Here is a 26,785-nt window from a genome sequence, read left to right on the forward strand (position 1 = left end):
TGCCCATTAACGCGGCGTTAGTTTGCATGGATAAACTCTCGTCCCAGTTAGTATTCCTAGGGTGAAAGTCGTGTTATTTCAGATGATTCTGGGGTAGCTGTGATTGACCTAAGACAGCAACGACTAAGATAAAGCCGTCTTCTTTGGTGAAATAAGCTGTGCGTTTTCCAATCGGGAAATAAAAGCCATTTGGGTATATCTCGTCACAACTTCTTCCTAAGCCAGGATTATCAGCTAGCATCTGAAACCCTGATAGCAGAGTATCTTTGTAGTTACGCCACTTTAATTCAGAAAAGTTTTCAACAGTGTAGTTTTTTATTTTGTGCAAGTGAGATTGCGCTAAGTTACTTAGCTTGTATTTGTTCTTTTGCATGAGTTAGTTACAGCGAGTTGAGAAAGCTTTCGCCATCAACAGTGTTTCCATTGTTCAAGTCTTCTTTAGCTGACTTAAAGCAGTGTTTGAGGTACTCAACTTTCATAGCTTCTAGCTCTTCAAAGTCACGAATGGACATGACAACGACAGTATCTTTACTGTTTTTGCTGATTTTTACTGGCTCGCGTTGTGCGCTCAGAAGTAGTTCGCCGAAATTTCGTTTGGCATCATTGGCTGTTAATGTATGCATAGTCAGTTTCCAATTGAGTGTACAGTTAGATTATAATGTATCGCGTGAAATGTTCAATTTAATTAAATCGTGCGATTTGTGTGAAATGCAAACTAACAAACTGTTCAAGAGGGATTCGCAACGCGTGGCATTTTTACTATGAGTAGCGCTTAGTGATTAAGATGTTTTGCGGTAGCTTTGATATTGCGTTATTCACCCTTTAGCTGGATGTTAGGTGTCAATCATCAGAGTCAAAAGCATCAAATAGATCTGAGTATAATTCACTAAAGTGTTTACTAAAAACTAAATCTGATTCGTTTTCATAAAAGTCAGACCTTGAAATAGGAAAGTGGTTAGCCAAATCTTCGAGTAAAGATTTATATCTTCCAACAATCTCTTGAGATTGTTTTGTTAAGTCTGAATGTTTGTTATCACTTGGTATTAAGTAGTTCAGATAATTAAAGCCTCCTTTATACCCAACACTTAGGCATAGATTGGTATGTATAAAGGATTCTTGTTCATCATCTTCAAATGAAACGCTGGAAGCAGATATAAATTTTTGTGCGATATCGTGACTTAATGAACCTTTAAAATATACGTTATACTCAAAATTACCGTCACTATTTACAGTCCTATCAACCCCCTGGAATTGCGGAATTATATTCTCAAATAGTAGTTTAAATTTACTTACCTCTTGTAACGCGACTTTTATGCTATTGACTTGAGAGTTTTTTAGTTTAAGTGAATTTTGAATTTGTTCACACTTCGCGTGTCTGCCAGTCCCTAGTTCAATATTAAGGTGTTCATACAATGTAGTTAGCCTATATGCTTCTCCATGCCGAACTTGTGCAATTTGGCTTAAAGTTTCTTTCATATTTGGATAACAGCTGTCTGCGTACCATTCGCTTTCACCGTCCATTGAGTTATATATTCGAGGCAACGGGAATTTCCAAGGGAAATAGATGTTCTTTAGTGCGGTTTCTACCTGTATCGCTTCTTTTTGATTATCTGCTCTAAATACTAAAGATTGCTCTATTGATAAAGGACCAAACTTGCTATTTAGTCTTTTTATCCTAGGAACTAAGGCTCTTGTTCGACCAAGTTTGCAGCATATGGCATCATTTCTTTTTAGCAAATATACAAAGTACTTACCTATCATAAGAAGGTTCTCAACAATACTAAGATGTGCAGCGTACCACACCTAACAAAGCACTCAAGCGTGATTTCCAACGCTTAGCATTTTCATTCAGTGTTGAGTTCAGTGTTTATATTGGTATGGTTGAGTGTCATGGCGAGCGTTGCTTACCCCTTAGTAGGACGTTTACTGGCAAGGAGAAAAATGGAAGTTCAGATAGTAAAAATAGAACGAGAAGAGAGGCATGTACTTGAGAATTTGTTCTGTTACTACGTATACGACATGTCAGAGTATATGAAATGGAATCCAGCTGAATATGGTACGTTTGGGGGATACGATGTTTCAAAGTTCGACCCGTATTGGAATCGGGACGACCATGTTCCATGTTTCATCAAGGTGGATAACGAACTCGCAGGGTTTGTTCTGATTCGCCGTTACCCTAGTGATTTAACAAGGTATGATGTTGCCCAATTTTTTGTGCTTAGTCAGTTTAAAGGTCAAGGTGTCGGTAAGTGTGTTTTGGCGCAAGTCGTTAGAGCTTTTTCGGGTAAATGGCAAATTCGAATTCTCCTGGAAAACTCAGGGGCACTCAGTTTCTGGAAGTCTGCTGTTTCCAATATCGTAGACGAAGACTACGAGCTGTCAAAAGCGGATGATGTGGATCTTGTCATGTACTTTATCTACTTTGAGACAACCAGCTAAAAAGCGTTTAAGCCCGATCACCCAACGTAAGGTGTTTGAGTTCAAGGTTGGGTTTTCGCCGGCGGCGCAATGAGTTTAGGCGAGGTTGCATTACCCACTCCGTAATCGGGTGTGATATTAGGAAAGCTAAACATGGAGATATTCAAACTATTAGGCGATATCGAACACACCTCTATGAACAAAGAGAGAATTTAACGCACATTGTGCAGCGAATAAGCATTTAGAGTGAATTGCAGCTGGCAGAAGCCTATATTGTAGGAAACTGAAAAACAGTTAGCCTTAATCTGGTAGACTCTGCCCTAGATACTTGCAGTCAGGAATTTCCACAAATGAGCCAAGAACAACCCAATAACCCCTTGCACGGTTTGACCCTTGAAAAAATCCTTGTACGTTTACAAGAACACTACGGATGGGAAGGGTTAGATGCAGAAATCCAAATCAATTGTTTCTACAGCAATCCTTCCATTAAATCGTCTTTAAAGTTTTTGCGCCGCACTCAGTGGGCGAGAGATAAGGTCGAAGCGCTGTATATTGAGTAGCTAACATAACAAAGCCCTTCAGAGTGGTTCTTGCTGTTAGCTGTTTCGATGTCTTCCTGAGGTTACGGTTTAGGTATGGGACCAGCTTTGAGCAGGGCTCAATAAAGTGGCAAGCATTTTATGAGAAGTAAGAATGAGAAAGACAGATAAGAAGCGAGAGAACACAATCAGAATCGCCCTGACCGAAGTATGCGATGTAGCACAGGAGGAATCCGAAGGATTTATGTGGTTAACACACCTAGTGAACTATGACGCTTTCCCCGGATCTCTATCGGTGATTTGTGTTTACGATACTGATGCAAACCTAGCCAAAGCCGACCTCGACGACATGTGCTTTCTTATCAAGAAGAAGCTGGCATCAATCGATATCAACCTCAAAGATATACGACGACATGTTCGTTTTGACACTGAAGAAAAGTGCAAGCATGAAAACAATGGTAAATGGCAAGAACGCCTTAAGTAGCCTTTGTAATATAAGCGGTTTGGTCAACAGGAAAAACAACTGCTCAAAATCCATTGTGGTTCCGATTATTCAGCATTATACGAAAGGTTGCAGGGAGAAGTGGATGTTAACTATTAGAAAAGCGATTGAGTCTGATACACAGGTGATCTATGACCTTCGTAAGCGAGCTATTGTTAAAAAATGTTCGGGCTCTTATTCTGAAGAGCAGCTCTCTCTATGGACTCAAGGGAAGGTATCCGAAGGATTTAACCAAGATGTTGTCAGTACCTTTTATGTTTCAGAAATAGATGGTCAAGTCATCGGCAGCGGTAAACTTAGTACCGAAACAGGTGTGGTTGACGCTATTTTTGTCGAACCAGATTTCTTTGGGCGAGGGGCCGCAAAACAAATGCTGGCTTTTCTGGAAGAGCTAGCTAAGCAACATGGTTTACAAACGTTAAAGTTGGATTCAACTTTAAATGCCGCGCCTTTTTATCGCTCGTGTGGGTTTGTTGGAGATAGTCTCTCAACTTATCATTCTCCAAGAGGTATTAGCTTGGATTGTATTCCAATGGAAAAGCAACTTTAAGAATGTATTTTCAGAATTCTCGGCAATAATTGATCTTGGGATTGACCCCAACACTCTAAAATAGCGGCTTAGCAACGACGTAAGGTGGCATCAATTGCCACCTTATTTTGTGATTTGAGAACGGTCCTTACCGCTTCTAGCTCGAGCCTGCGAGTTCTCTGCGGATTATCTCTGCGCCAGCTGCTAAGGCATTGAGCTTGCCGCGTGATACATCACGTGGCAGAGGGGCCATACCACAGTTGGTGCAAGGGTAAAGTTTGTCGGCATCGACGTACTGTAACGCCTTTCGTAACGTATCTGCGACTTCTTCTGGTGTCTCAACGGTATTGGTTGCAACGTCTATAGCGCCCACCATCACCTTTTTGCCTCTGATTAGTTCCAGGAGCTCAATTGGTACGCGAGAGTTATGACATTCTAGTGAGATAATGTCGATGTTGGATTGCTGAAGCTTAGGGAAAACCTCTTCATATTGTCTCCATTCAGAGCCCAGCGTTTTCTTCCAGTCTGTATTGGCCTTAATACCGTAGCCGTAACAGATATGGACCGCCGTCTCACACTTTAGCCCTTCGATGGCTCTTTCTAGGCACGCGATGCCCCAGTCGTTGACGTCATCGAAAAAGACGTTAAAGGCCGGCTCATCAAATTGGATAATATCCACACCAGCAGCTTCGAGTTCCTTGGCTTCTTGGTTGAGTATTTTTGCAAATTCCCATGCGAGCTTTTCGCGGCTTTTGTAGTGATCATCGTAAAGCGTGTCAATCATAGTCATTGGGCCAGGTAGCGCCCATTTGATTGGTTGATCTGTTTGCTGGCGTAAGAATTTTGCATCTTCAACAAATACTGGTTTTTGGCGGCTGACAGGGCCAACGACAGTTGGCACGCTTGCGTCGTATCGATCTCGGATCTTAACCGTTTGGCGGTTTTCAAAATCCACGCCACTCAGGTGTTCAATGAAGGTGGTTACAAAGTGCTGACGTGTTTGCTCACCATCGCTGACGATATCCACCCCGGCATGCTGTTGTTCTTGTAATGACAGACGTAGGGCATCATGCTTGCCATCCGTCAGTTCATCGCCTTGTAGTTTCCAAGGTGACCAAAGTGTTTCAGGTTGTGCCAGCCAAGAAGGTTTTGGCAGGCTCCCCGCCGTTGAAGTTGGTAATAGTGTTTTCATAGTCAGTGCTTTTTGTTTTCGTTAGTTGTTAAGCGTAATTTGCGGACCACTGTTCAAGAACGGTCTGGTATGGTTTGATGAAGTGCTCTTCAGCAAACTTCCCTTGTTCAATAGCTAGGCGGCTACGCTCTTCGCGGTCATAAACAATTTGCGTTAATGAATGATCACTATTTTTCAAACTTGGCTGATAAGAGGTACCTGCTGCAGCGTTCGCGTTATAGATTTCCGGGCGATAGATTTTTTGGAACGTTTCCATCGTGCTGATGGTACTAATCAGCTCTAAATTGGTGTAATCGTTGAGTAAATCGCCAAAGAAATAAAATGCGAAAGGTGCAACACTGTTTGGCGGCATAAAGTAACGAACTTGTAGCCCCATTTTCTGGAAATATTGTTCCGTTAGGGAAGATTCATTTGGTTCGTATTCAAAGCCTAATACTGGGTGTTGATTTTCAGTTCGGTGATACGTTTTGTTATCCGAAACACTCAAGCATATAACCGGTGGTTTTTTAAAGTTCAGCTTATATGTTTCTGAGCTAACGAAGTGCTTAAATAGTTTTCCGTGCAGTTCACCGAAATTTTCCGGAATACTAAATTGAGGTTTGTCTTTATTATGGTCAAGTAGAAGAACACTGAAATCATAATCTCGTACATAAGACGAAAAATTATTCCCTACGATCCCTTCAATGCGCTCATTGGTTTTATGGTCGACGATGTAGGTTTTTAGTACTTCAATCGAAGGGAAGCTCTCACCGCCGGCATCAATATCCATATCAACGGATACGATTTCCAATTCTACAGAATAACGATCGCCGTTCGGGTTGTCCCAATGTGCTAATGCATTGAAATTGTTATCAATCATCTGTAGTGCATTGCGTAGGTTTTGTTGTCGACTTTCGCCTCTGGCTAGGTTGGCAAAATTGGTCGTAATACGTGTGCTGTCAGCAGGGCGATAGTTCTCATCGAGGCTAAGGCTCTTGATAGTAAATGTGAAGTCTGTATTCATGGTGATCTGTTATCCTATTTCCTAAGATGAAAGCTGAATCATTCCTTGCTCTTCTGGATTTCTTTTTGTTTTGATAATCCCAGACCTGAGCCACCACTGCTTTTTCCATTTAACCTCAGAGATCTGAATAAAATGAGCTGTAGTTAAGAGCAGAGATTTATTTATAGCGTTGATCGACACATAAATAACAATGGATTTACTTCACTTTCAATATGAAGAGATTTCATGTTTCATTATTTATGAAAGAGATATATTAGTGTGCTTCATGGGAACATGAAGAATTTTTATAACACAATATTTCCAACAAAATGAAAAGGATAAATGAGTGAGTGAGCTGGTGTTGTTGATCATATATTGCGCACTATTAGGTAGTGGTGTTGGTTTCTTAGCTGGGTTGTTGGGCATTGGCGGTGGGCTAGTCATTGTTCCGATACTCAGCATTATTTTGCTCCACTTTGGTGTGTTACCGAGTGAGCAGGTAGTGATTGCAGCGATTGCTACCTCATTGGCGTCCATTTTGTTTACTTCAACTTCTTCAGCCATTGCTCATCATAAAAACGGTAATGTTCCGTGGAATCTCGCACCATGGATAATGACAGGCGTTGCGCTAGGTGCATTGATTAGCGGTTTCATGGCGGCGTTGCTTCCAGAGCAGGTGGTTCGGGCTGTGTTTGCAGTCAGCGTTATTCTTATTGCACTGAAAATGATCTTCAGCAGCAAAAATGATTCAGCGAACGATCGAAAAATGCCAAGCAAACCTTTCCTCACGGTGCTGACAACGATTACAGGTGGTTTGTCGGCAATGATAGGCATTGGTGGTGGTGCACTTTTAGTTCCTCTATTAACATTTTTCTCCGTTGATATGAAAAAAGCGATTGGATGTGCGTCTGCTTGCGGCATTGTCATCGCACTGTTTGGTTCTATTGGCTACATCAGTTCAGGTAGCGGTCACTATGCGTTATCCGATGGTTTTGCTGGCTTTGTGTATTTACCTGCTTTATTCGGCATTGTAAGTACGTCTTGGTTTACAGCGCCTCTAGGTGCTAAGGCAACACACTCTTTACCTGTCCCTACGATTAAGAAGATCTTTGCCGCACTCTTACTGGTCATGGCTGCCAATATGGTGATCAATTAAGCCAGCACAATAGATTGGTATGAATACTGTTTTTTTATACAGTCGTTTAGTGTATGCTCCGTCAGATAGATGATGATAGGAGCAGAATTGAATGGAATATATCGTTGTACAAAGTGTGCCTAGCCCTGAAGCTTATTGTGCTTTGCGCGTCACAGCGGGGCTATCAGCCAAAGCTCTTGAAGCGGCCAAAATAGGACTACCAAACTCTCTTTATGGTGTTTCAGTTATGGATGGAGATAAGCTAATTGCGATGGGGCGCGTCGTGGGTGATGGCGGGTGCAATTTTGAAGTTGTTGATATTGCCGTCGACCCGGATTATCAATGCAAAGGGCTAGGGAGAAAGGTTATGGAATACATCGACAGCTATCTGTCTTCCGTTGCCTTGGCTGGCTCTTATGTATCAATGATTGCGGATGAGCCCATTTTTTATGAAAAACTTGGCTATCGTTTGGTTGCTCCAGCCAGTCAAGGCATGACGAAAAAATTTAAGCCCTCCAATTAATTTCGTATTAAAGTGAAAGGGTTAATGGTGACAGCCATGCACGGCATAAGTGAGTGGAACATGCTTTAGCGTCAGGCGAAAGGGTCGGGGTGATATGAAAGGAATCAACAATGAAAACAGTCTTGATCACAGGTGGTAGCAAGGGTATCGGTTTGGAAGCGGTTAAAATGTACGCTTCAAAAGGAGAGCAGGTGATCACGTGTGCTCGGACTATGGAAACTTGGGACGACGTCATTGCGACGAATCCAGAGTTATCTAGTGTGGATTTTCAAGTGGTAGATATATCTGATCGTGATCAGGTTGAGGCACTGTTTGATTACCTGACTTCAGAGTATGGAAAGCTTGATATCGCGATCAATAATGCGTCTCCAAAACTAGAATCAAATGGCCAGTTTTCTGAGGTTGACTCTGATGAACTCTATAAAACCCTAGTTAATGATTTATGGTCGCATACTTTGTGTCTGAAGCACGAGTTATTGCTCATGTCTGAAGGCGCATCGATTGTTAATATCAGTTCCATCAATGGTATTCGCCCGACGCCTAATGCTTCAATGTACAGTGCGACAAAACATGGTTTGGAAGGTTTGACTCGTTCGGTTGCTCTGGAGGCGATTAAAGATGGAATAAGGGTTAATTCTGTTGCACCTGGCGTCACTTGGACACCAAGATGGGAAGAGCGTCAAGCGTCTGTTAACCCTAATATTCGCTCTGAAGTTGAGTCTGTAGTGCCTATTGGCCGCTTCGCTGAGCCTGCGGAAATTGTGAACGCGATTGAGTGGTTGTGCTCAGATCAAGCAAGCTATGTCGTTGGTCATACTTTAGTGGTAGATGGTGGCTTGTCTCAGAGTTAGGCGCGCAGATGTTTACTCTGAGGAATAAGTGATATCTAAGCTAGCCACTAATAGTCTTCAAAGGTGTGTCATGGAGCCATCAATGCAAGTGCATTTCAACCAATACCCAAATGAGGCACGAACTAAGCTTTTGAATCTGAGAACGATGATTTTTCAGTTGGCTGAAGAATTGAGCTTAGGTGTGGTGAGTGAATCATTAAAATGGGGTGAGCCGAGCTTCAGTGTTAAGTCGGGAAGCCCTGTCCGAATCGATTGGAAATCAAACACTCCGGATCAGTATTATTTGTTCTTTCATTGTCAGACTAAGCTGGTGGACACTTTTCGAGAACTCTATGGTGATGTATTGGATTTTCAAGGTAACAGGGCGATTGTCCTTGAGTTATCAAAGCCGTTACCTAAAAACGCTATCAGGCATTGTCTCATTACGAGCATGACGTACCACAAGATAAAACATCTACCTTTGCTGGGCGGATAATTTATTCCCCAAATCGCATTCTAGCTTTTTATATCTAATGGCTCGCACAGGGCTTTTAAGCGCAGTATCATATGGTAATCAATCTAAACAAGTAGTGAATATATGTCTTTCCCACCGTGTCCAAACTGTCAGTCTGAATATGTATACCAAGACCAGAGTCATCTGGTTTGCCCAGAGTGTGCGTATGAGTGGAATCCCGATGAAGCACTTGAAGCCGAAACCCCCAACGTTAAAGACGCTAACGGAACGCTGCTAGCAGAAGGGGATAAAGTGACTTTGGCAAAAGATCTTAAGGTTAAAGGTAGCTCCCTGATCTTAAAAATAGGCACTAAAGCTGTGATCAGAAGAATTGTTGACGGTAAAGACCATCAATTGGATTGTAAAGTTGATGGTGCAGGTGAAATGATGGTAACTGCACAATTTGTTAAGAAAGCTTAATGATGCCAATTAACTTGAGTGTTCTCACTACAAGGGCTCGCTGAAAAAGCGGGCCCTCATTCGTTTAAGCTTAAACTAAAGGCTTGTTGCGTTCGATGACGCTAATTGAAATCGCCAAAAACAGGATATCTTTCACTAAAAAGAAATTGGTCACGAGGATACCATCGGACACTTTCCAAGTATTTGGCGTCGTTAGAAGAAAGCTGAGTGTCGCCACAAAAATGACAGCGGCTGCTATTCCGGAAACATACGCGATTTTTGCATTTTTGAAGCCCGCAATCAGGCCAATAGCGACGATGATCTCGGTGGCACCGATAAGATTCGAAACCGCTTGTACAGAGATGATGTCATAAAGCCAACTCATCGCTGGATGGTTGACCACCAAAGGCTCAATCAACTTAGCTTCTGTCGGGGTAAACTTGTAAATACCAATCCAAGCCAACACTAATGCGACGCCAATAACGCCAAGATTGTAACCAATATGACTTTGTTTTAATTCTTTATTTTCTACATGCATGATAGGACTCCAAAATAACAATGCGTGGATATGACCGAGCATCTGTAGAGAAAATTTCGCCGAAGTGGAACTCACCCGTTTTTAATTCAGATTAGGTTCATCAACAATCCGTTACTTTATTGTTGTTTGCAGTTGAGTATCACTGTTTTAAGATCCCCCTGTAACTGAAGATTTTTGAAGGTAAGACATGAAGAAAACGCTGATAGTAATGATGATGCTGGGTGCTTTAGCCGGATGTGATGATGCAACTAAAGCTATCGATCAGGCGCAAGAGGCTGCGAATAAAGCAGTGGACAACATTCAGCATCAAGTCGAGTCTTTCGACTTAGAGCAGTTCAATCTGGATCAATTTGGTGACGCAACAGAGTCAGCAAAGGCAATGGCGGCGTCTGTCGAAGAAGCATTGACGGTCGACTTCAGCAACCCAGAAGCGTTGGTTGAAGCGAAAGAACATATCGCGAATGCATACAGCTGTTTAGTTGAAGCATCATCGGAGTCTACAGCCTCCGAGCTGATGGATAAGTTGCTGTCGTCAGTGAATAGTGAAGATGCTGTATCCTTGATTGAAAAAGGCATAGAGCAAGCGAAAACAGCTCAACAATGTGTGATGTAACAAATAAACTGAGTAGGCGCGGTTAGGACACTGTGCCTACGCTTTGTATATATGCTTCTGGGTATTGGAGAGAATGTTTGGTTGACCCTATCTTAATTGAACCGTATCAAGACGCGTTTCTTCCGGCACTTCGAAACCTTTATCTTAAATCACGAAAAGCGAGTTTTATTTGGTTAGATACAGCTGGCTATGAATTGTCAGACTTTGACAACGACGTTGAAGGCGAGCAAATCTGGGTCGCAATCATTGGAGAAGACATCGCAGGTTTTATTTCAATCTGGGAACCAGAAAACTTTATTCACCACCTCTACGTCTCACCAGAGCATATCCGAAAAGGTGTCGGCTGCCATCTACTGCAACTGGCTAAAGCCCGTTACTCTACACTCAGCCTAAAATGCATGTCACACAATGAGTCTGCGCTGCAATTTTATCAGTCTCAAGGGTTTACCCGTCATTCAAAAGCCGAAGATTCTCTTGGGGAATACTACCTACTTACTTTATAGTAATTCCGCGACAACTCTATGATTTCTTATTATGCTAAAGCTCTTCTAAAATACGAATTTACCTATTTGCTCAGATAGATAATTTGAGACTCAAGCCAACAAATCAATATAACTATTTGTAGAGAAATGTTTAGTTGCATATAAGTATTTAGTAAGGGCATACACGCGAATGCTAAAAAAGATCTGAGTGTTTAAACCGCATGATACGGTCAGATATTTAATATATAAAATCGATGGATATTAAGTGAAAAATGAACGATTTTATCTTACAGAACAATGGCTAGCTTCCTATATTGAAGCCTCATGGATAGACAAGTGTTTAGACACAAAAGTTAACAGGCCTAAAAGTCAAAATTTACCTACACAATTCATTCATTCGAATTACAGTGTTCATGCTACACAAGCCATCGCCAAACAATTATCGGAGCATAATATAAAGTCAGAAAGCCTACTGGAAGTTGGGCCTGCGTGCGGAAGAGCAAATTACGAGCTTGTTTCATCATGTGAAGAGTTAAAGCGAGTCTATGTTGTAGAGCCTTCTCGTCGTTTACTTGATGCTTTTACGGAGATCCTGCTCACGCCAGGGATAAGTCGATTTAGGGCGTTTGCGACTGAAGAAGTTGACTTGGAGCTTGATACAAACTCTTTATCCAATAAGTATTTACCACTGGTTGTTGAAACCTTTAACACCCCAGCTTCTGATGAGTTAACTATCCCTCAATGTGATTTAGTGGTCTGCCTAAATGTGCTTGACCAATGTGAATCCCCCAAACAAGTGGTGGACTATTTGATGTCGCGAGTCTCTATTGGCGGTGTGCTGGCTCTGTCATGTACTTATCAATGGAGTGATAAACATCTAAAAGTGCCTTCGGAACGCATTAATGACATTAATGCGTATTTCGACCGAACGTGGCAAAAGCTCGATGATCAAGAATTTGAATACCGTTTTAGAGTCAATGAACGTTACTCAATGTTATTTTTGTCGCATACCGTCATTTATCAACGGTTATAAACGTAATGGATAGGAAAGGGCCTGTACCATGGAAGTAAGTTGTCATTGTGGGAATCTGAAGTTAGTCGCTAAGAGCACCCCATTGGAAGTGGGAGAGTGTAATTGCTCAATCTGCCGTCGCTATGCTGCACTGTGGGCTTACTATTCGCCTTCTGAGGTAACCGTTACATGGTCTGAAGATCCTTCTATTTACTATATTTGGGGGGATAAATGTGTGGAGTCTCATCGTTGTAACCTTTGCGGATGTATGACCCACTATGTGACAACGCCAAAGTGTGATGAGCAGGTTACTGCTATCAATATGCGTATGGCGGAAGGTGTTATACTCAAGGACATTCCTATAAGAAAAATAGAAGGCTCTTCTTATTAAAGTCATGTAAAAAGGAAGTGAGATGGAATTTTCAATTAAACGGCTTAAAACATCCCTAGGGACTTTTCGATTGAAAGGTCAGCTTATTGATGCTCATAGTGACCAGGAAATAAGCTTTGCAGAAGCTGAATTTATGGGTACTGACGGTTGGGTTGAGATAAATACAGAATCCGAAGGAGGAATGGCTATTTTGAATCAAATAAAACCTGAAGTTATAGAACACTTGATTTAGTTTAAGGTCAGCTAAAAACAGTTATATGACCGAAACTAATTGTATTCGGATGTGTTTTGTATATGTATGGGGAATGTTATTCTTCAATGTCCTTTTAAAACTGAATGAGTCGTATCAGTGGAAAGTAGCCAATACATCAAACACCCTCACTTCTGCCAAAAATGTCAATCACTTACTCCTCATATCCAAGTAGAAAAAACGAATAAATCTGATTCCAAATTTGAGCAAAAGCAATCGTTGTTCGGAAGTTGTATCGAATTCCTGATAGCCCTTGTTGTTAAAGATGGTGAGCACACCAACAGTTTTTTTATCGATCAAGAAGAACAGTTTCAGTGTGAGAAATGTGGGGCCAAATCCTGGCACTAAAATAGGTGTCGCTTGAGTGGATTCTCAATAACATAAGGCAGTTTACATGGCTGAAAGATTGGCCACCTCTTCAAGTGCAAGTTTCGCTGTATGGTAAGGATTTTTTATTTCAGCACATATCTAAGTCGATTTGAATCGCTACAGAGATTGTTGGATAAAAAATTGGAAAAGGATAATTTTATTTTGATTGAACTTCTTGCTGGTAAACTCGGTATATTACTAGAGTTAACAAATAGTTGAATCAAACGTTTCGGGTAGTATGGAGACATCATGAAAGGAATTCTTTTTTTGTTTACGGTACTTTTTATCAGCGGTTGCTTAGGAATGCCGAGTGAGGTTAAACCCGTGCAGGATTTTGACATCGACAGATATACGGGTAAATGGTACGAAATTGCAAGGCTCGACCACTCATTTGAAAAAGGCCTGAGCAAGGTAACTGCAGAATATAGTCTTAAGGACGACGGCGGTGTTAAAGTCATTAACCAGGGCTTTTCCGAAGAACTTAATGAGTGGAAAGAGGCGGAAGGTAATGCATATTTCGTTCGAAGCTCAGATCAAGGCTACTTGAAAGTATCATTCTTCGGTCCATTTTATGGTTCATATGTTGTTTTCGAACTTGAAAAAGAAAACTACGATTATGCGTTTGTGTCTGGTCCTGATAATGATTACTTGTGGCTATTAGCGCGTTCAAGCTCTGTAGAGCAAGAGGTTATCGATAAATTTATTTCGATGTCTAAAGCGAGAGGGTTTGATACGAACCGTCTTATTTTTGTTGAGCATTAGACATGGTTGGACAATGAAATAAAGGACTTTCCATCTGCCAATTAGAAGACTCTTTGGTCATCTATTTGGTCTCCGTGGCAAATTTCGCCAATCTCATGAATCAAAGAAAAGTAGGTACACACTGTTTAAATTGAGTCGCTTTGACGCGCCTCAACACATAACTACTTGTTTCTTATATTTAACCGCATTAATGTATTTTACGTGTAGCATATGGAATGAGAGTTGAGCAAGATGGGAAAACAGTTTTCAGAGTTATCGGATAAACACATCGCGTTTATTGAGCAACAAAAACTCTATTTTGTTGGTACTGCAGCGGATAGGGGTAGTGTGAACTTGTCGCCAAAAGGTGGGGATTCACTTAGAGTCATCAGCTCAACTCAAATCGCTTGGCTCAACCTCACTGGTAGCGGCAATGAGTCGGCCGCACATGTGCTGAATAACCCACGCATGACCCTCATGTTCTGTGCATTTGAAGGTGCCCCATTAATCTTAAGAGCCTACGGACAGGCGAGTGTGCTGCATAACAAAGATGTGGAATGGAAAAAGTACGTCAGCTTGTTCCCCGAAAGCGCGGCTGCCCGTCAGATATTTATCCTTGATATCAACATGGTTCAATCTTCGTGCGGTATGTCTGTACCATATTTTATTTACGAAGGGGACAGAGAAGATTTGGCAAAATGGTCCGAAAAGCAGGGGACTGAGGGGATTGAAAAGTATTGGTTGAAGAAGAACCAAAAGAGCATCGACGGTTTTGCATCGGAGATCGCCAGTCGCTCAGGTTTGAGCGAAGTCTCTGATGAGTCTTTTTAATTTGATCAATTCTCTTATATTTAGTGGCAAGACAAAATAAATAATAAAAATAGGAATACTATGAAATACCCAGAGCCTTTACAGAAAGGAGATAAGATCGCCGTTACCGCTTTTTCTTCGGGTGTTCCTTCAGGGTGTCACCAACGTTTAGACCTCGTTTTGGAACACCTTCGAAGCCTTGGATTTAATGTAATCGAAGGCCGTTGCCTAAGAGAAAACGAAAAGCATGTGAGTGCGACTCCATCAATGAGAGCAGAAGAGTTGATGAAGTTCTTGTGTGATGACTCCATTGCGGCGGTTGCTCCGCCTTGGGGTGGTGAATTTGCGATGGACCTTCTGCCTTTACTCGATTTTGAAAAATTGAAGCAGGTTAAGCCAAAGTGGGTATTTGGCTTTTCTGACGTGAGTACTATCAGCTCAGCGCTTACCACGCAATTAGGTTGGTCGACTTTACATAGCTCCAATTTGATGGAGTTAAACCCACTTGAAAAGGACGAGCTCACCGCAAACACCTTAAATGTTATGACAGCCAAAGCTGGGGCTGAAATAACGCAGTTCTCTTCTGATCTTTATCAGGTTTCTGGTGAGTCTTTCGAAACTAATCCGAATTGTTGCTTAAATAAAACAGAGAGAACTCAGTGGAAAGTGGTGGGTGATGTCGAAGAGTTGAGCTTTAGTGGCCGTCTGATAGGAGGCTGCTTTGATACTATGGTCCACCTGATTGGGACAGAGTATCTCGATCTTGAGCGCTTTAAACAATGCTATCCAAATGACGGTTTGATTCTGTATTTAGAGAATGCAGAGATGCCACCGACAGTGTTAAAGCGCGCTTTGCAAGGGTTAAAATACCAAGGTGTTTTTGAACAGATTAGTGGACTGTTATTTGGAAGAAATGCGGTTTTAGATAATTGTGGAAAAGCAATAACGTCTAGTGAAGCTTTCCTTTCTGTTGCCAATGACTTAAAGGTGCCTGTTCTATATGACGTGGATATAGGCCATCTACCGCCTAACTTGGCACTCTTTAACGGCGCGCATGCAGAAGTTCATTTTAAGGATGGTAAAGGGAAAGTAATACAAACCCTGCGATAGATAGCTCGAATAACACTAGTAAAAAGCCACTCGGTTACCGAGTGGCTTTTTTCTTTACCACATCAGATCGTCTGGGACTACATAGTCTGCATATGGGTCGTCTTCGGCTGGCACGTCTGATTCTGGCTCTTTGAGCTCAATGATGACTTGGTCATCACGCTGTGCAATTTTGTTTGCGACAACCCCGGGGATTACCGCATAGCCATCTTCATGACGGGCGATAGCAAGAATACCTTTGATAAGTTGTTCGCGGATAATCGATTCAACGTAAAGGGATTTGACGAGCGTTCCATCGGTGAAGTTGTATTTAATATCACCATCTTTCTGATCGATTTTGTTCATCTCGATCAACTGTTTGATTTGCGACTGAATTTCTTTGTTCAGACGCTGTTCATTTTGTTGGTTGCTTAGCTCTTTATCACGCTCTTGCTGTTGACGTTTTTGTTCTTCGACCGCGGCTTTTACTTCACGAGCTTGTACGCGTGATTTTTTTGAACCTTTTTTGGCCTTCTTTAGCTTCTTTTCATTCACTAGACCAGCTTTCAGCATTTGTTCTTGCAGAGTAAGTTTTGCCATGGGGTATCCGTGTTGATAAATGTTTTGCGTATTTTATAGGGACGGGGCCTGCAAATAAAGGTATGTGAAGAATGTGCGTCAAGTTTTCTTTATCAATTGACGTGTTTCATATGGCAGTCGGGAGTGATATCTTCAGGCTATTGAAAGGCATGCAATGACAGGTACTACACGGATGAGATTCCTCATTGAACAAGAAGTCTTGCTTCAACAATATGAAACCCGCCAGAACGAACATGAGGTTATGCGTTTACTTCACCCTGATTTCGTTGAAGTGGGTCGCTCAGGCAGAAGCTTTGATCTGCAGTCTATATTAGAGCTGATGGAGAACGAGGAGCCTTCAACAGGCAAGATACATTCACAATCATTTGAATGTATTGCGCTTGAACCTTCTGTTCAATTGCTGCTGTATAAATCGGCTTGGGTTGATTCTAAGGGAAGCGCAAGCTTGTATACCAAACGTTCGTCAATTTGGGTGTTTACGGGTGGAAAATGGCAGTTGAAGTACCATCAAGGCACGCCTTGTGAGCCGTTTAGGATTGAAGTGGAATCCACGATTTAAAAGAATGACAAGATGTATAAATTAGAAATTTTTTGCCAACCTGCCCAAAAGGCGCAAGTGCTTAGCACATTGCATGAATCTGGTGTCGATAAGATTGGTGATTACGACCACTGTTGGGCGTTTGGAGCCATGACGGGCTCTCATCGTGCATTGGAGGGTGCTAAACCAGTGTTCGGCGATAAAGGTCGAGTAGAAAATTATGACTTGCTTAAGATAGAGATCAATGTTGATAAAGCTCAGGTGAAGCCTATTGTCGAACAGCTTAAGCTTTGCCTGGGGTGGGAAGAACCTCTGGTGAATGTGCTCAAACTACACAATGCTGAATTTGATCTTTGATTGAGCCGAGTGCTCGCATCAAATATGTCAGGGTAAAGGGAATATGTTGTATACGGAACGCTTGATATTGAAGGCTGTTGAAGAGGCAGATGTTGATGTCTACAGGCAAGTACTAAGTTCAGATAGTTTAACCAAGTTCCTGCCAAAGGGAGCGGCTTATTCAGAAACAGAGATTCTGCAGCATCATGCCAACAGAGTCGAGCACTGGAGGAAATACGGTTTTGGTTCCTACGTTATCTGTTGCCGAGAGAATCCAACTCGAAAGATGGGGTACGCAGGCGTTGAAGTGTGTGAAAATCCAGAATTCAGCGATATCCGATACGCGCTACTGCCAGAGTATCAGGGGAAGGGTTATGTAATGGAAGCATCCGAGGCTTTGATACGCGAAACCTTTAAACTCGGTAAGCATGAGAGAATATATGGTGTATCTTTGGAAGCGAACAAACCTTCGGTCACCATTTTGAATAAACTTGGAATGCAGCGAGAGGTTGGTATCAACCTGTATGGAGAATGCGATGGTTTGGTGACTTTCTCGATTGATGCAAAGTCTATGGAGATTCAGTAATGAAGATTAGAACTGCACTTCACAGTGATGTTCGGTCAATCACCGATATCTTCAACTATTACATTGCCAACACCAATGCTCGCTTCGAAGAAAGACCTTTTACATTAGAAAACCGTTTAAATTGGTTTGAACAATTTTCACCAAACACTAAGCATCAATTATTGGTAGCCGAGCGTCTGGGAAACATTGTTGGATTTGCCTGTTCGCAACCATACCGATCATCTGAGGCGTTCGCAGACACAGTAGAAGTGACGATATATCTTTCATCTGACGCAAAAGGAAAAGGTGCCGGCTCTGCATTATATCAAGCACTTATGGCGGAGTTAAAGCTGCAGGGTGTTCATCGTGCGCTATCTGGTATTGCTTTACCAAACGAGGCCTCAATTGCTTTGCATAAGAAATTTGGGTTCCAAGAAGTGGGTGTTTTTGATTCCTATGCAAAGAAAAACGGAAGCTATATCAGCTCCGTTTGGTTGGAAAAATTATTCGGATAATTATGATTTCTATAGAAAAGTACAGTGCTGAAAAAGCACACCTTATACATGCATTAAGCGTTACACCTGAACAAGCTCAGTTTACCGTTGATAACATTGGCGAAATGATCCCCGAACTGAAAGAAAGTGAACATCCCTACGTGATTATGAAAGGCGCTCAGCCCGTGGGCTTCTTTCTTCTTGATATAGGGTACGCTGAGAAATTCAGTTTCTGCCCGGAAGACGGTATTGGAATCAGAGCATTGTTGATTGATCGTAATCTACAGGGGCAAGGTATTGCAAGTGATGCACTTAAATTGCTTCCCCAGTATGTTGGTGAAGTCTATCCACAAGTCAACTCGCTTTATCTCACAGTAAACTGTCGAAACGAGCCCGCCTATCGATGTTATTTAAGTAGTGGTTTCACTGATACGGATGAGTTGTATTTAGGTGGTCCTGTTGGCCCTCAACATATCATGATGACATCAGTTTGTGGTCGAGGTTAAAAGATAAGTATGGTTAAGCTAAGAGAAATGCGAACGGAAGAGTTTGCGGATTTTTATCACTATGCTGCCGAGGCCTATGCGCAGGATATTGCAGAGAATCAAGGCCACGCTGCTGAAAAATCTCTTGAACTCGCTCATCAGGCTTTGAAGCGTTGTTTTCCCGATGGTGTTGAATCGAAAGGGCAGTCACTGATGTGTATCGATGCTGAAAAAGATGGCGAATCAATACTGGCAGGTTACTTGTGGCATTGCGTTAATCAAAAAGAAGGGTCGACATTTATCTACGACTTTTACGTTATGGAAGCCTTTCGAGGGCAAGGTTTGGGTAGTAAGGCTATCGAGCTTTTGGAAGCGAAAATGAAAGATGTCGATATTAAACAGATTAAATTGCGCGTTGCCTTCAACAATGAGCGGGCTCGGAAGCTATATGAAGAGTTGGGATTTGTGGTCACTGGTTACAACATGTCTAAGGTCATTACTGGTTAAACTAAAAAGAAATCAATTATGAATACACACTTTGAACGCTTGAAATCTCTAGGAGCGGGTGACTTTCAGCACTTAAACGGTTCGCTTGAATCCCACTTGGTTGGAACAGAGTCCTTGCTGGCAAAATGGCATGCGAGTGATACGGTCAGGAGCGCTGGCCTCTTCCATGCAGCATACGGAACCGCTGGATTTGATGAGAGCATGGTCTCACTGGAAATGCGAAGCGAAATCGCCGCGGTTATTGGTCGAGAAGCAGAAGCTCTGGTTTATCTCTATTGCTCTTGCGACAGAGACTATGTGTTTCCTCAGTTTGATTCTAAACCGTTCATCCAGTTTCGTGACCGATTTACGGGCTCGGTATTCGAGATGACGGAAGAGCAGTTACACCAGTTTTGTGAGTTGACCGTTGCCAATGAACTTGAGTTGGTGTTAGCAAGCGAAGAGTTTAAGCTGAAATATGGCCAAGAGCTACGGAACCTATTTGAAGGTATGGCGGTCTATTTGAGTGAAAGTGCCAAAGCAGAGTACAAGTTGGCGTTAGCTGACTGTGACACGTCCGAAAAAATGGCATGCGAAGAGTGATGGTTTAGCACAAGAGAGGTTGTATGGTAGTTGTAGCTCGTTTTTCTTTCCCTCATGAGGCTCATATTGCGAAAGCGAGCTTGGAAGCCGCTGGAATTGAAAGCAATATTGCTGACGAACATACCGTTAACACCCAGTGGCTCTATTCAAATGCTATTGGCGGAGTTCGTTTAATGGTTCAGGAAGAGGATGCCGAGCAAGCGACAATTATCCTTAATACCGACTATTCTGATGCTTTATGCTCTGAAGAAAGTTCCACTTCACAAGATCATTGCCCTAACTGTGGTAGCCTAAAACTAGAGCCGTTTACCAAAGGTAAGCGACCCGCTTTTTTAGTCTTTATTCTTTTTGGCTTTCCGCTGTTTTTCTATAAACACGGTTATAAATGTAGCGATTGCGGACATTTCACCGAAAAAACGGCCTAGCTTACTAAACTAGAGGGAATTCTAATGAAGGTAGCAGTGGTCTTGGGTACATCAAAAACAGATGGTAATACGCGTCACTTAGTGAATAAATTTGTTGAGATGACAAATGCTACGGTGTTTGATTTAGCGGATTACCAACTCTCTTATTATGACTATCTACACGAAAATCGCAGCGATGATTTTATTCCTTTGATTCGCATGCTTACCACCTATGATCACATTGTGTTCGCTTCGCCTGTCTATTGGTACTCCATGTCGGCACAACTGAAAGTGTTCTTCGATCGCTTGTCCGATCTGTTGACCATAGAAAAGCCACTTGGACGCCAGCTGAAAGGTAAGGAAATATCTGTTATCTCGACTGGCTACAATCATGAATTACCAGATTGTTTTATTGAACCTTTTAAGCTTACTGCTCGCTACATGCAGCTTGAGTTTAGAGGCTTTGCTTATCTTCCTGTTAGCGAAGAAGAAGATCTTGGGCGAGCTCATGCCATTGCCGAATGGTTTAGTGAGAGTATTTGTCGAGAGCCCTCTAAGGTCTGATATAGCTAACTCTTTGTAACATAGGACTTATCTTTATCAGGTTCGCACAATTGTTCTTGCCTTTTGTATTCCCTTGGTTTATAAATCCCACTGTATCCATAAGTGACTCCATGTATATCGTAGTTTTTGTACATTTTTCATAACATGGAGAAAAGTGATGAGTAAAATCACTCATAGTAACAAGCTAGTGGATTTTTTTCGTTTTCGCAGAACGGTAAGCGAGCAAGACTTCATGCTTACTTCTAACGAGTTAGTGGTAAAGTCTGACGCTTATAAGTTGAGCAAAATCAAACGTTTTGAAGTTCGTCGATTAGGTATCAAAGAAAACATTGTTCGAGTGTTATCTTTGGCATTGGTGTTGTCTGCAGCTACATGGGCATTTGTTCCTCAGTTTGGACTGTATACTTTAGCGTTAACCCTTGTTATGGCCTTTGTTACGTGGCGCAAGTATGAATTGCGTGCGGAGTTTAAAGGAACTGATGAAACGGGTGATCACTGGGTGTCGATTGTTCGTGGCTGTGATAAACAAGAATACCAAGTTTTAAAACAGGTTGAAGAAAAGCTACAGGCTGCTATTTAAAGGTAAAGCTCGCTAATGATTAGCGAGCTTTTTTTATGTTATAACAAAGACCTGCAATCTAAGGGGAGTGTTATGATCACTATTCGTCAATATCAGCCAGAAGATGCTAAAGCGCTTTGGGAAGTGTTTTTCCATACAGTCCGAAATGTAAATCGCCAGCATTACAGTCAGGATCAGGTTGAAGCGTGGGCGCCAGAAGGATGGGACATAGAAAGGTGGAAAAACAAAATGTGCCAAATTAACCCTTACATCGCTGAAATGAACGGTCAAGTCGCGGGGTATACCGATTTGCAAGATTCCGGATTAGTTGATCATTTCTTTTGTCATCACGCTTTCCAGGGTAAGGGCGTTGGTCGGGCGCTTATGGAGCATGTGCTAAAGGTTGCGAACGACAAGGGTATCACTCGCCTCTACTCGGAGGTGAGCATTACTGCTCGTCCTTTCTATGAGCGGATGGGGTTTAAAGTAGTGAAAGAGCAACAGGTTGAGATGCGTGGTCAGGTACTGACAAATTTTGTTATGGAAAAGCACCTTTAGGGAAAGCAATTGTTTAGGCTAGAAACACCAAGACTTGTTATTAGAGACATGTCGCTAGAAGATGAAGCCGCGTTTGTGGCGATATCTCAAGACGAAAAGTATCAACGTTTCTATGACGAAGCGGACAGCAAAGCAGAAAAATACCGTCAATTGACCAAATTGTTTATTCAACAGGCTGCCGAAATACCAAGAAGAAGTTACCAACTTGCAATAGAGCATAAACAGCAAGGCATCTTTATTGGTACGGTATGCTTGAGATTGGAAGATGAGCATAATGCGTCCATGGGATGTGGAATAGCACGTTCATTTCAGGGAAGTGGTTTGATCTATGAAGCTGCGACGGCTTTGGCAAATTATGGGTTTCGTGAGCTTAATATGCATCGGATATACGCCGAAACGATTAAGGAAAACCGCGCGGCTCTTAAGCTTTGCTCTGACTTGGGTATGCGCAGAGAAGCGGTGTTCAAAGAGAACAGGTATTTTAAAGGGCGCTGGTGGGACACGGTAGTTATGGCAATATTACAACATGAGTGGCGTGACAAACTTGATGAAACCAATGAATAACGGGTTGGACGAGCAAGGTTACATTCTTAATCATTGTTCAGTCGCCTATATTCAGCCCGCGTTTAGGCAGTCAGTTGACCGTGTGGTTAGCTGTTTACGTGACACTTTTTCAGGCAAAATTCATAGCCTTTATCTATATGGGAGTGTAGCTAGGGGAACTGCGGTTGAGTTTGAGTCAGATTTAGACTTATCTATTGTTTTCACTAAGCCTTTAGATCTTGAAACCGAACGAAAACTTGAGGTCACCAAATCAGAATTAGAGCAAGAGTTAACTATTTTCAGCAAGATAGACTTCGATCCTGGTCATCTAGAAGCAATCCTTTCTCCAAATGAAATCTATCACTGGCAGTTTTGGTTAAAGCACTGCTGCTGTTGTGTGTCAGGTGACGACTTGTCCCAGAAATTCAATCGGTTACAACCAAACCGGAAAATCGGTTTTGCTCTCAACGGTGATCTCTCGTCATTTATAACCCAAGCATGTGATGAGCTTAATGAGTCTAACCATAAGTATATGGGTAAAATGTTGGCTAAGAAGATCCTTCGTAGCGCTTACACCTTGATCGCAGAAAAGGACAACAGTTGGCACGTGGAGATCAAGTGGTGTGCAAAAGCCGTATTACACCATTATCCAAAGGAATCACAGAGTGTTGAACTTGCGCTACGCATGATTGAAGGTCAACCCTATGGTATTGAGGATATTCAGCAATTGGCAAACGGGTGGGGTAGACGAGTCGCTTACCAGTTTGAAGTTGAGGAGTATTAATATGGGGTCTGACCTAGGTTTTTCCTTTGAAGAGAATCGGGCTGAACTGAGGATTTTGCGTAACGGTAAGATTGTTACCATATTGCGTGGAAAGCAGGCATCTGAATTCGTTTCGAAGGTTAGTGCGCTCTCAAATCATGACCAACAGCAACTGATGGCGAGAGTTACTGGCAATTACAAACGGGGCAACGAAAGGTTAGCTAAAAAGCACCGTAAACACAGATGAGTTTAATAGTAATGGAGGTTCCGGTGGAAGCATATCGTACAAACAGGTTAACCATAAGGCAGTTTAAAGATGGTGATCGCAATGCTCATTTTCTATCTGAAATTCAAGCAACCTTGACAGAAAAGGTTGTTGAGAATTTACCGCCGTACTTTCACCAAGTCAGGTCTAATGAATCAGCAGAGACCTGGTTAAGCAAAATGAATGATGAAAGCGTGCTTTACGTAGTGAGAGCTAACGATGGTGCGTTAGCAGGGTTCGTATTTGTCTATCAAGACAGCGGTAGTGCTCATATCGGCTATTTACTCGCAGAAGAGTACTGGGGGCAAGGGTTGGCTAGTGAGCTGCTCACTGGGTTTATTGACTCCATTGCGAACAAAAGTGGTTGGAGAGAGCTCGTCGCTGGTGTTGATGAGTCAAACATTGCATCGTTGAAACTTTTAGAAAAGCTTGGCTTTGTAAAACAGTCCATGAACGAACAAAGAGTTGTTTTCTATCAATATGGTCTAAAAAACAATTCTCAGAGTGAGGAATAGAATTGATGAGATTAATCCCCCCTTCATCGCAGTTCAAAGAGGCATTTGCTCGATTCTACCAAGATTTCAAGCACAATGATCCTGAGAACGCAGATTACTATGCGGAAGGTGAGAATGATATTGAACGCTATGTAAGTCGACTTTCCAATGAATCCTTGGGTATCGAATTAAAACCGGGTTACGTCCCTTGTAGCCATTTTTGGTTGATTGATGAAAATCAGAGTATTCGTGGAGCCATTCGTATTCGTCATCATATTGAAAATGAATTTCTTTCTTCTGAAGCTGGCCATATCGGGTATGATATCGCTCCCAATTTCAGAGGCCAAGGTAACGGTAAGATGATGTTGAAGTTAGCATTGGCGGAAGCTCGTAAACTGGGGATATCCAAAGCACTTGTGACTGCAGATGATGATAACTTGCCATCCCGAAAAGTGATTGAAGCTAATGGCGGTCAATTAGAAAACATTATTATGGGTAAAGTGTTTCCCAACCTTTTAGCAAGATATTTGATTCAGTTGTAGAGAGCGAGTAGTCGGCCATGAAATACAAGCAGATAGCGCCTGAACATGTGCCATTACCACTATTACTCGAAGCGGACCCAAGCGAAGAAAACATTCAGTCGTATCTGAGCAAATCTCAATGTTTTGTTGCTGAGGATGATGAGGGAAAGTTTATTGGTGTCATGGTTATGCTGCCACGCAGCCAATCGCTGGTGGAGTTAATGAATGCTTCTGTTTTGCCAACTTTCCACGGGAGAGGAATAGGCAGCCACTTGCTCGAGTTTGTTCTCAGAGAACTTAAGTCTTCAGGTGTAAAACGTGTTGAGTTAGGAACAGGATGTTTTGGCTATCAACTTAAGTTTTATCAACGCCTCGGTTTCCGCGTGGATTCGGTATGGAAAGACCATTTTCTCAACCACTATCCAGAGCCTATTTTTGAAGATGGTATCCAACACAAGGATATGTTGAGGCTCTATCTCGAACTCTAATCTTCTGATATCACCAGCACACTTTGTTTTAATGGAGTAAAAAAATGAATGCAAAAGAAATCGTGAACGCTTTCTGGCAAGCGATGCAAAGTAATGATTTTTACAAGGCCAGCGAATGGTTAAGCGAAGATTTTGAAGGCGTATGGCCCCAATCGTCAGAAAAGATTATTGGACGAGATAACTTCGCCGCGCTAAACACGAACTACCCAAGTCACGGTATCTGGACTTTTGAGATTCACTCGATAGTTTGCGAAGGTCAGACGGTTGTTACTGACGTGTCGATAACAGATGGTACTCAGAGCGCCAGAGCCATCACATTTCATACTGTAGTAAACGGGCTAATTGCCAAACAACTCGAGTTTTGGCCTGATAATTATGCAGCACCAGAGTGGCGCTCTCAATGGGTGGAGGTGTTGTAGAAGTCATTCTTGGCCAACTAAAAGTTTATTCCTTTCAAACAGTTCGAACCTTTTCTATCACTTTGGTGTCGTATAGAAGATACGATATTTCAGTAAGGAACTTGAGCGTGCCGAGAATATTACAAGCCAAGGTTGTGGATGTGACGTTTGGGGACGACGTCACCATTGTTGAACCCTCCAATTTATATGGATGCACATTGGAACACAGTGTGTTCATCGGGCCATTTGTTGAAATACAAAAGAATACCGTTATTGGTTCACGCACTAAGATTCAATCGCACAGTTTTATTTGCGAGTACGTGACGATTGGTGAGGATTGCTTCATTGGACATGGTGTGATGTTCGCAAATGACTTGTTCAAAGATGGTCAACCTGACCCCGATCCTAATAGTTGGGGGCGAACAAACATCGGCAACCATGTGACAGTGGGGTCAAACGCGACCATTCTTGCTGTCAACATATGTGATGGAGCTGTGATCGGTGCGGGTAGTGTCGTGACTAAAGACATCACAGAAAAAGGGATTTACGCAGGAAACCCGGCGAGGAAATTACGAGATTTACCATAAAATCAAACATGGAGTAGCGTTTGAAAAATTACGATGTTTACCTGTTCGACATGGACGGTACCTTAGTCAACTCAGAACCACTTAAAGGCCAAGCTTTAGCGCTAGCGTGCAAGGATTACGGCGCCGAAGTTGATTTTAATATCTACAAAGATGTGATGGGAGAAAGTTGGCCAGTAGTGACCGGGCATTTTTTCTCACATGCGAACATTGCGCCGGAGTTGGAGGAGTTTAACCGGTACTTTAGAGCTCATTATGAGAGATTGCTGGATGAGAATCTGACTCTTAACCCGGGAGCAAAAGCGTATTTGGAAAATCTAAAGTCAGCAGGCAAGCAGTGTGCGGTAGTCAGTTCTGCGGCCACTTGGATGGTGGATAATATTTTACAGTCCCTGCAGCTAGGTGGGATGTTTGATGTGGTGATAACACAAGAACACGTAACAAAGCACAAGCCGGACCCTGAAGCCTATCAACTTGCCTTGAGCAAGCTCAATGTTTCTCCAGAGAGAACGTTAGTGTTTGAAGATTCCTGTGCAGGCGTTGAGGCAGGAACCGCATCAGGCTGTGATGTTATCGCGGTTGTGCATGACTTCAATGGCAAAAACAACCTTTCAAAAGCGCTAAAAACTATTCAGTCTTATCAAGAAATGTAGGGCTTAGTCGACGATCCAAATGTCCTAGA

At 42.3% G+C, this 26,785-nt stretch carries 44 protein-coding genes; 37 read left to right on the top strand and 7 right to left on the bottom strand.

What is annotated here, in order from left to right; genetic code table 11:
• Positions 1-73: 73 nt before the first annotated feature.
• From IX95_RS08095 to IX95_RS08105, 3 genes are all read right to left on the bottom strand, one after another.
• Positions 74-373, bottom strand: a complete 300-nt coding sequence (locus IX95_RS08095; protein WP_038158556.1) for a type II toxin-antitoxin system RelE/ParE family toxin — start codon at positions 371-373, stop codon at positions 74-76.
• A 7-nt stretch (positions 374-380) separates the two neighbouring features.
• The gene (locus IX95_RS08100) at positions 381-623 is read right to left on the bottom strand and encodes a type II toxin-antitoxin system Phd/YefM family antitoxin (RefSeq protein WP_005442033.1); all 243 of its coding nucleotides are present in this window, start codon (positions 621-623) and stop codon (positions 381-383) included.
• A 217-nt stretch (positions 624-840) separates the two neighbouring features.
• Positions 841-1,761, bottom strand: coding sequence for a hypothetical protein (locus tag IX95_RS08105; protein WP_152562018.1), 921 nt, complete (start codon positions 1,759-1,761; stop codon positions 841-843).
• A 180-nt stretch (positions 1,762-1,941) separates the two neighbouring features.
• Here IX95_RS08105 and IX95_RS08110 point away from each other — a divergent pair, with 180 nt between their 5' ends.
• From IX95_RS08110 to IX95_RS08125, 4 genes are all read left to right on the top strand, one after another.
• The gene (locus IX95_RS08110; RefSeq protein WP_038158563.1) at positions 1,942-2,439 is read left to right on the top strand and encodes a GNAT family N-acetyltransferase; all 498 of its coding nucleotides are present in this window, start codon (positions 1,942-1,944) and stop codon (positions 2,437-2,439) included.
• A gap of 329 nt (positions 2,440-2,768) precedes the next feature.
• Positions 2,769-2,978, top strand: coding sequence for a VF530 family DNA-binding protein (locus tag IX95_RS08115; protein ID WP_038158566.1), 210 nt, complete (start codon positions 2,769-2,771; stop codon positions 2,976-2,978).
• A gap of 133 nt (positions 2,979-3,111) precedes the next feature.
• Entirely contained in the window at positions 3,112-3,441 is a 330-nt protein-coding gene (locus tag IX95_RS08120) for a hypothetical protein (protein WP_038158568.1), read from the top strand.
• A 103-nt stretch (positions 3,442-3,544) separates the two neighbouring features.
• A complete protein-coding gene (locus IX95_RS08125) occupies positions 3,545-4,009 on the top strand; it encodes a GNAT family N-acetyltransferase (RefSeq protein WP_038158570.1) in 465 nt (154 codons plus the stop codon).
• A 136-nt stretch (positions 4,010-4,145) separates the two neighbouring features.
• Here the strand turns inward: IX95_RS08125 and IX95_RS08130 are convergent, their stop codons facing one another.
• Positions 4,146-5,180 carry a methionine synthase gene (locus IX95_RS08130; RefSeq protein WP_019276153.1) on the bottom strand — a complete coding sequence of 345 codons (1,035 nt, stop codon included), beginning with the start codon at positions 5,178-5,180 and terminating at the stop codon, positions 4,146-4,148.
• Positions 5,181-5,208: 28 nt separating this feature from the next.
• The gene (locus IX95_RS08135) at positions 5,209-6,183 is read right to left on the bottom strand and encodes a DUF1852 domain-containing protein (RefSeq protein WP_038158571.1); all 975 of its coding nucleotides are present in this window, start codon (positions 6,181-6,183) and stop codon (positions 5,209-5,211) included.
• Positions 6,184-6,508: 325 nt separating this feature from the next.
• Between IX95_RS08135 and IX95_RS08140 the strand changes: the two genes are divergently transcribed.
• The 5 genes from IX95_RS08140 to IX95_RS08160 all read left to right on the top strand — a co-directional run bounded on the left by IX95_RS08140 (position 6,509) and on the right by IX95_RS08160 (position 9,584).
• The gene (locus IX95_RS08140; RefSeq protein WP_038158573.1) at positions 6,509-7,318 is read left to right on the top strand and encodes a sulfite exporter TauE/SafE family protein; all 810 of its coding nucleotides are present in this window, start codon (positions 6,509-6,511) and stop codon (positions 7,316-7,318) included.
• Between the two features lie 91 nt (positions 7,319-7,409).
• A complete protein-coding gene (locus tag IX95_RS08145) occupies positions 7,410-7,820 on the top strand; it encodes a GNAT family N-acetyltransferase (protein WP_038158574.1) in 411 nt (136 codons plus the stop codon).
• 110 nt (positions 7,821-7,930) lie between these two features.
• Complete coding sequence (locus IX95_RS08150) at positions 7,931-8,671, top strand: SDR family NAD(P)-dependent oxidoreductase (RefSeq protein ID WP_038158576.1); 741 nt, start codon at positions 7,931-7,933, stop codon at positions 8,669-8,671.
• Between the two features lie 70 nt (positions 8,672-8,741).
• Entirely contained in the window at positions 8,742-9,146 is a 405-nt protein-coding gene (locus IX95_RS08155) for a DUF1801 domain-containing protein (RefSeq protein ID WP_038158579.1), read from the top strand.
• A gap of 102 nt (positions 9,147-9,248) precedes the next feature.
• Positions 9,249-9,584 carry a zinc ribbon domain-containing protein YjdM gene (locus tag IX95_RS08160; RefSeq protein ID WP_006961967.1) on the top strand — a complete coding sequence of 112 codons (336 nt, stop codon included), beginning with the start codon at positions 9,249-9,251 and terminating at the stop codon, positions 9,582-9,584.
• Between the two features lie 70 nt (positions 9,585-9,654).
• On the opposite strand, the gene IX95_RS08165 is transcribed toward IX95_RS08160, so the two are convergent.
• A complete protein-coding gene (locus tag IX95_RS08165; RefSeq protein WP_038158581.1) occupies positions 9,655-10,101 on the bottom strand; it encodes a YkgB family protein in 447 nt (148 codons plus the stop codon).
• A 187-nt stretch (positions 10,102-10,288) separates the two neighbouring features.
• On the opposite strand from IX95_RS08165, the gene IX95_RS08170 reads away from it, so the two are divergent.
• The 8 genes from IX95_RS08170 (at position 10,289) to IX95_RS08205 (ending at position 15,879) form a co-directional block, all read left to right on the top strand.
• A complete protein-coding gene (locus tag IX95_RS08170; RefSeq protein WP_038158583.1) occupies positions 10,289-10,714 on the top strand; it encodes a hypothetical protein in 426 nt (141 codons plus the stop codon).
• 77 nt (positions 10,715-10,791) lie between these two features.
• Positions 10,792-11,217 (top strand): GNAT family N-acetyltransferase, encoded by a 426-nt coding sequence (locus IX95_RS08175; protein ID WP_081885416.1) that lies wholly within the window; start codon positions 10,792-10,794, stop codon positions 11,215-11,217.
• Positions 11,218-11,461: 244 nt separating this feature from the next.
• A complete protein-coding gene (locus IX95_RS08180; RefSeq protein ID WP_038158585.1) occupies positions 11,462-12,229 on the top strand; it encodes a hypothetical protein in 768 nt (255 codons plus the stop codon).
• A 28-nt stretch (positions 12,230-12,257) separates the two neighbouring features.
• A complete protein-coding gene (locus IX95_RS25825; RefSeq protein WP_081885417.1) occupies positions 12,258-12,599 on the top strand; it encodes a GFA family protein in 342 nt (113 codons plus the stop codon).
• Between the two features lie 22 nt (positions 12,600-12,621).
• Positions 12,622-12,831 (top strand): hypothetical protein, encoded by a 210-nt coding sequence (locus IX95_RS08185; RefSeq protein ID WP_038158588.1) that lies wholly within the window; start codon positions 12,622-12,624, stop codon positions 12,829-12,831.
• A gap of 636 nt (positions 12,832-13,467) precedes the next feature.
• Positions 13,468-13,980 (top strand): lipocalin family protein, encoded by a 513-nt coding sequence (locus IX95_RS08195; RefSeq protein ID WP_038158591.1) that lies wholly within the window; start codon positions 13,468-13,470, stop codon positions 13,978-13,980.
• Between the two features lie 231 nt (positions 13,981-14,211).
• Positions 14,212-14,790, top strand: a complete 579-nt coding sequence (locus IX95_RS08200) for a pyridoxamine 5'-phosphate oxidase family protein (protein ID WP_038158593.1) — start codon at positions 14,212-14,214, stop codon at positions 14,788-14,790.
• A gap of 60 nt (positions 14,791-14,850) precedes the next feature.
• A complete protein-coding gene (locus IX95_RS08205) occupies positions 14,851-15,879 on the top strand; it encodes a S66 family peptidase (protein WP_038158595.1) in 1,029 nt (342 codons plus the stop codon).
• Positions 15,880-15,933: 54 nt separating this feature from the next.
• Here the strand turns inward: IX95_RS08205 and IX95_RS08210 are convergent, their stop codons facing one another.
• On the bottom strand, positions 15,934-16,455 hold the full coding sequence (locus tag IX95_RS08210; protein ID WP_006961977.1) for a DUF2058 domain-containing protein: 522 nt from the start codon (positions 16,453-16,455) through the stop codon (positions 15,934-15,936).
• Between the two features lie 172 nt (positions 16,456-16,627).
• Here IX95_RS08210 and IX95_RS08215 point away from each other — a divergent pair, with 172 nt between their 5' ends.
• From IX95_RS08215 to IX95_RS08310, 20 genes are all read left to right on the top strand, one after another.
• The gene (locus tag IX95_RS08215; RefSeq protein WP_038158597.1) at positions 16,628-17,014 is read left to right on the top strand and encodes a nuclear transport factor 2 family protein; all 387 of its coding nucleotides are present in this window, start codon (positions 16,628-16,630) and stop codon (positions 17,012-17,014) included.
• Between the two features lie 12 nt (positions 17,015-17,026).
• The gene (locus tag IX95_RS08220; RefSeq protein WP_021456449.1) at positions 17,027-17,350 is read left to right on the top strand and encodes an ion tolerance protein CutA; all 324 of its coding nucleotides are present in this window, start codon (positions 17,027-17,029) and stop codon (positions 17,348-17,350) included.
• A gap of 43 nt (positions 17,351-17,393) precedes the next feature.
• Entirely contained in the window at positions 17,394-17,915 is a 522-nt protein-coding gene (locus IX95_RS08225) for a GNAT family N-acetyltransferase (RefSeq protein ID WP_038158599.1), read from the top strand.
• Entirely contained in the window at positions 17,915-18,409 is a 495-nt protein-coding gene (locus tag IX95_RS08230; RefSeq protein WP_038158602.1) for a GNAT family N-acetyltransferase, read from the top strand. Before IX95_RS08225 ends, IX95_RS08230 begins: the two co-directional genes overlap by 1 nt.
• Before the next feature lie 2 nt (positions 18,410-18,411).
• A complete protein-coding gene (locus IX95_RS08235; protein ID WP_038158605.1) occupies positions 18,412-18,894 on the top strand; it encodes a GNAT family N-acetyltransferase in 483 nt (160 codons plus the stop codon).
• A 9-nt stretch (positions 18,895-18,903) separates the two neighbouring features.
• The gene (locus IX95_RS08240) at positions 18,904-19,380 is read left to right on the top strand and encodes a GNAT family N-acetyltransferase (RefSeq protein WP_038158612.1); all 477 of its coding nucleotides are present in this window, start codon (positions 18,904-18,906) and stop codon (positions 19,378-19,380) included.
• Positions 19,381-19,398: 18 nt separating this feature from the next.
• On the top strand, positions 19,399-19,962 hold the full coding sequence (locus tag IX95_RS08245) for a DUF6817 domain-containing protein (protein WP_038158616.1): 564 nt from the start codon (positions 19,399-19,401) through the stop codon (positions 19,960-19,962).
• A 23-nt stretch (positions 19,963-19,985) separates the two neighbouring features.
• Positions 19,986-20,387, top strand: a complete 402-nt coding sequence (locus tag IX95_RS08250) for a putative signal transducing protein (RefSeq protein ID WP_038158619.1) — start codon at positions 19,986-19,988, stop codon at positions 20,385-20,387.
• Positions 20,388-20,411: 24 nt separating this feature from the next.
• Positions 20,412-20,930, top strand: a complete 519-nt coding sequence (locus tag IX95_RS08255) for a flavodoxin family protein (protein WP_038158622.1) — start codon at positions 20,412-20,414, stop codon at positions 20,928-20,930.
• A gap of 157 nt (positions 20,931-21,087) precedes the next feature.
• A complete protein-coding gene (locus tag IX95_RS08260; protein ID WP_038158624.1) occupies positions 21,088-21,510 on the top strand; it encodes a DUF6232 family protein in 423 nt (140 codons plus the stop codon).
• A gap of 72 nt (positions 21,511-21,582) precedes the next feature.
• Entirely contained in the window at positions 21,583-22,047 is a 465-nt protein-coding gene (locus tag IX95_RS08265) for a GNAT family N-acetyltransferase (RefSeq protein WP_038158856.1), read from the top strand.
• Positions 22,048-22,056: 9 nt separating this feature from the next.
• Positions 22,057-22,611, top strand: coding sequence for a GNAT family N-acetyltransferase (locus IX95_RS08270; RefSeq protein WP_038158628.1), 555 nt, complete (start codon positions 22,057-22,059; stop codon positions 22,609-22,611).
• Complete coding sequence (locus IX95_RS08275) at positions 22,604-23,374, top strand: nucleotidyltransferase domain-containing protein (protein WP_051912508.1); 771 nt, start codon at positions 22,604-22,606, stop codon at positions 23,372-23,374. The genes IX95_RS08270 and IX95_RS08275 overlap by 8 nt, the downstream gene beginning before the upstream one ends.
• Position 23,375: 1 nt before the next feature.
• A complete protein-coding gene (locus IX95_RS08280; RefSeq protein WP_021456438.1) occupies positions 23,376-23,600 on the top strand; it encodes a hypothetical protein in 225 nt (74 codons plus the stop codon).
• 23 nt (positions 23,601-23,623) lie between these two features.
• Positions 23,624-24,133 (top strand): GNAT family N-acetyltransferase, encoded by a 510-nt coding sequence (locus IX95_RS08285; protein WP_021456437.1) that lies wholly within the window; start codon positions 23,624-23,626, stop codon positions 24,131-24,133.
• A gap of 5 nt (positions 24,134-24,138) precedes the next feature.
• On the top strand, positions 24,139-24,654 hold the full coding sequence (locus IX95_RS08290) for a GNAT family N-acetyltransferase (RefSeq protein ID WP_038158636.1): 516 nt from the start codon (positions 24,139-24,141) through the stop codon (positions 24,652-24,654).
• A 17-nt stretch (positions 24,655-24,671) separates the two neighbouring features.
• Positions 24,672-25,121, top strand: a complete 450-nt coding sequence (locus tag IX95_RS08295; RefSeq protein WP_038158638.1) for a GNAT family N-acetyltransferase — start codon at positions 24,672-24,674, stop codon at positions 25,119-25,121.
• A 44-nt stretch (positions 25,122-25,165) separates the two neighbouring features.
• Positions 25,166-25,540: a nuclear transport factor 2 family protein gene (locus IX95_RS08300; RefSeq protein WP_038158641.1), complete on the top strand. Its 375-nt coding sequence runs from the start codon at positions 25,166-25,168 to the stop codon at positions 25,538-25,540.
• A 101-nt stretch (positions 25,541-25,641) separates the two neighbouring features.
• Positions 25,642-26,106: an acyltransferase gene (locus IX95_RS08305; RefSeq protein ID WP_171354708.1), complete on the top strand. Its 465-nt coding sequence runs from the start codon at positions 25,642-25,644 to the stop codon at positions 26,104-26,106.
• A gap of 20 nt (positions 26,107-26,126) precedes the next feature.
• Positions 26,127-26,756 carry an HAD family hydrolase gene (locus IX95_RS08310; protein WP_019275654.1) on the top strand — a complete coding sequence of 210 codons (630 nt, stop codon included), beginning with the start codon at positions 26,127-26,129 and terminating at the stop codon, positions 26,754-26,756.
• The last annotated feature ends 29 nt before the right edge of the window (positions 26,757-26,785 follow it).

Origin of the sequence: Vibrio sp. B183 (assembly GCF_000740665.1) — a bacterium.
Lineage (GTDB): Bacteria > Pseudomonadota > Gammaproteobacteria > Enterobacterales > Vibrionaceae > Vibrio > Vibrio coralliilyticus.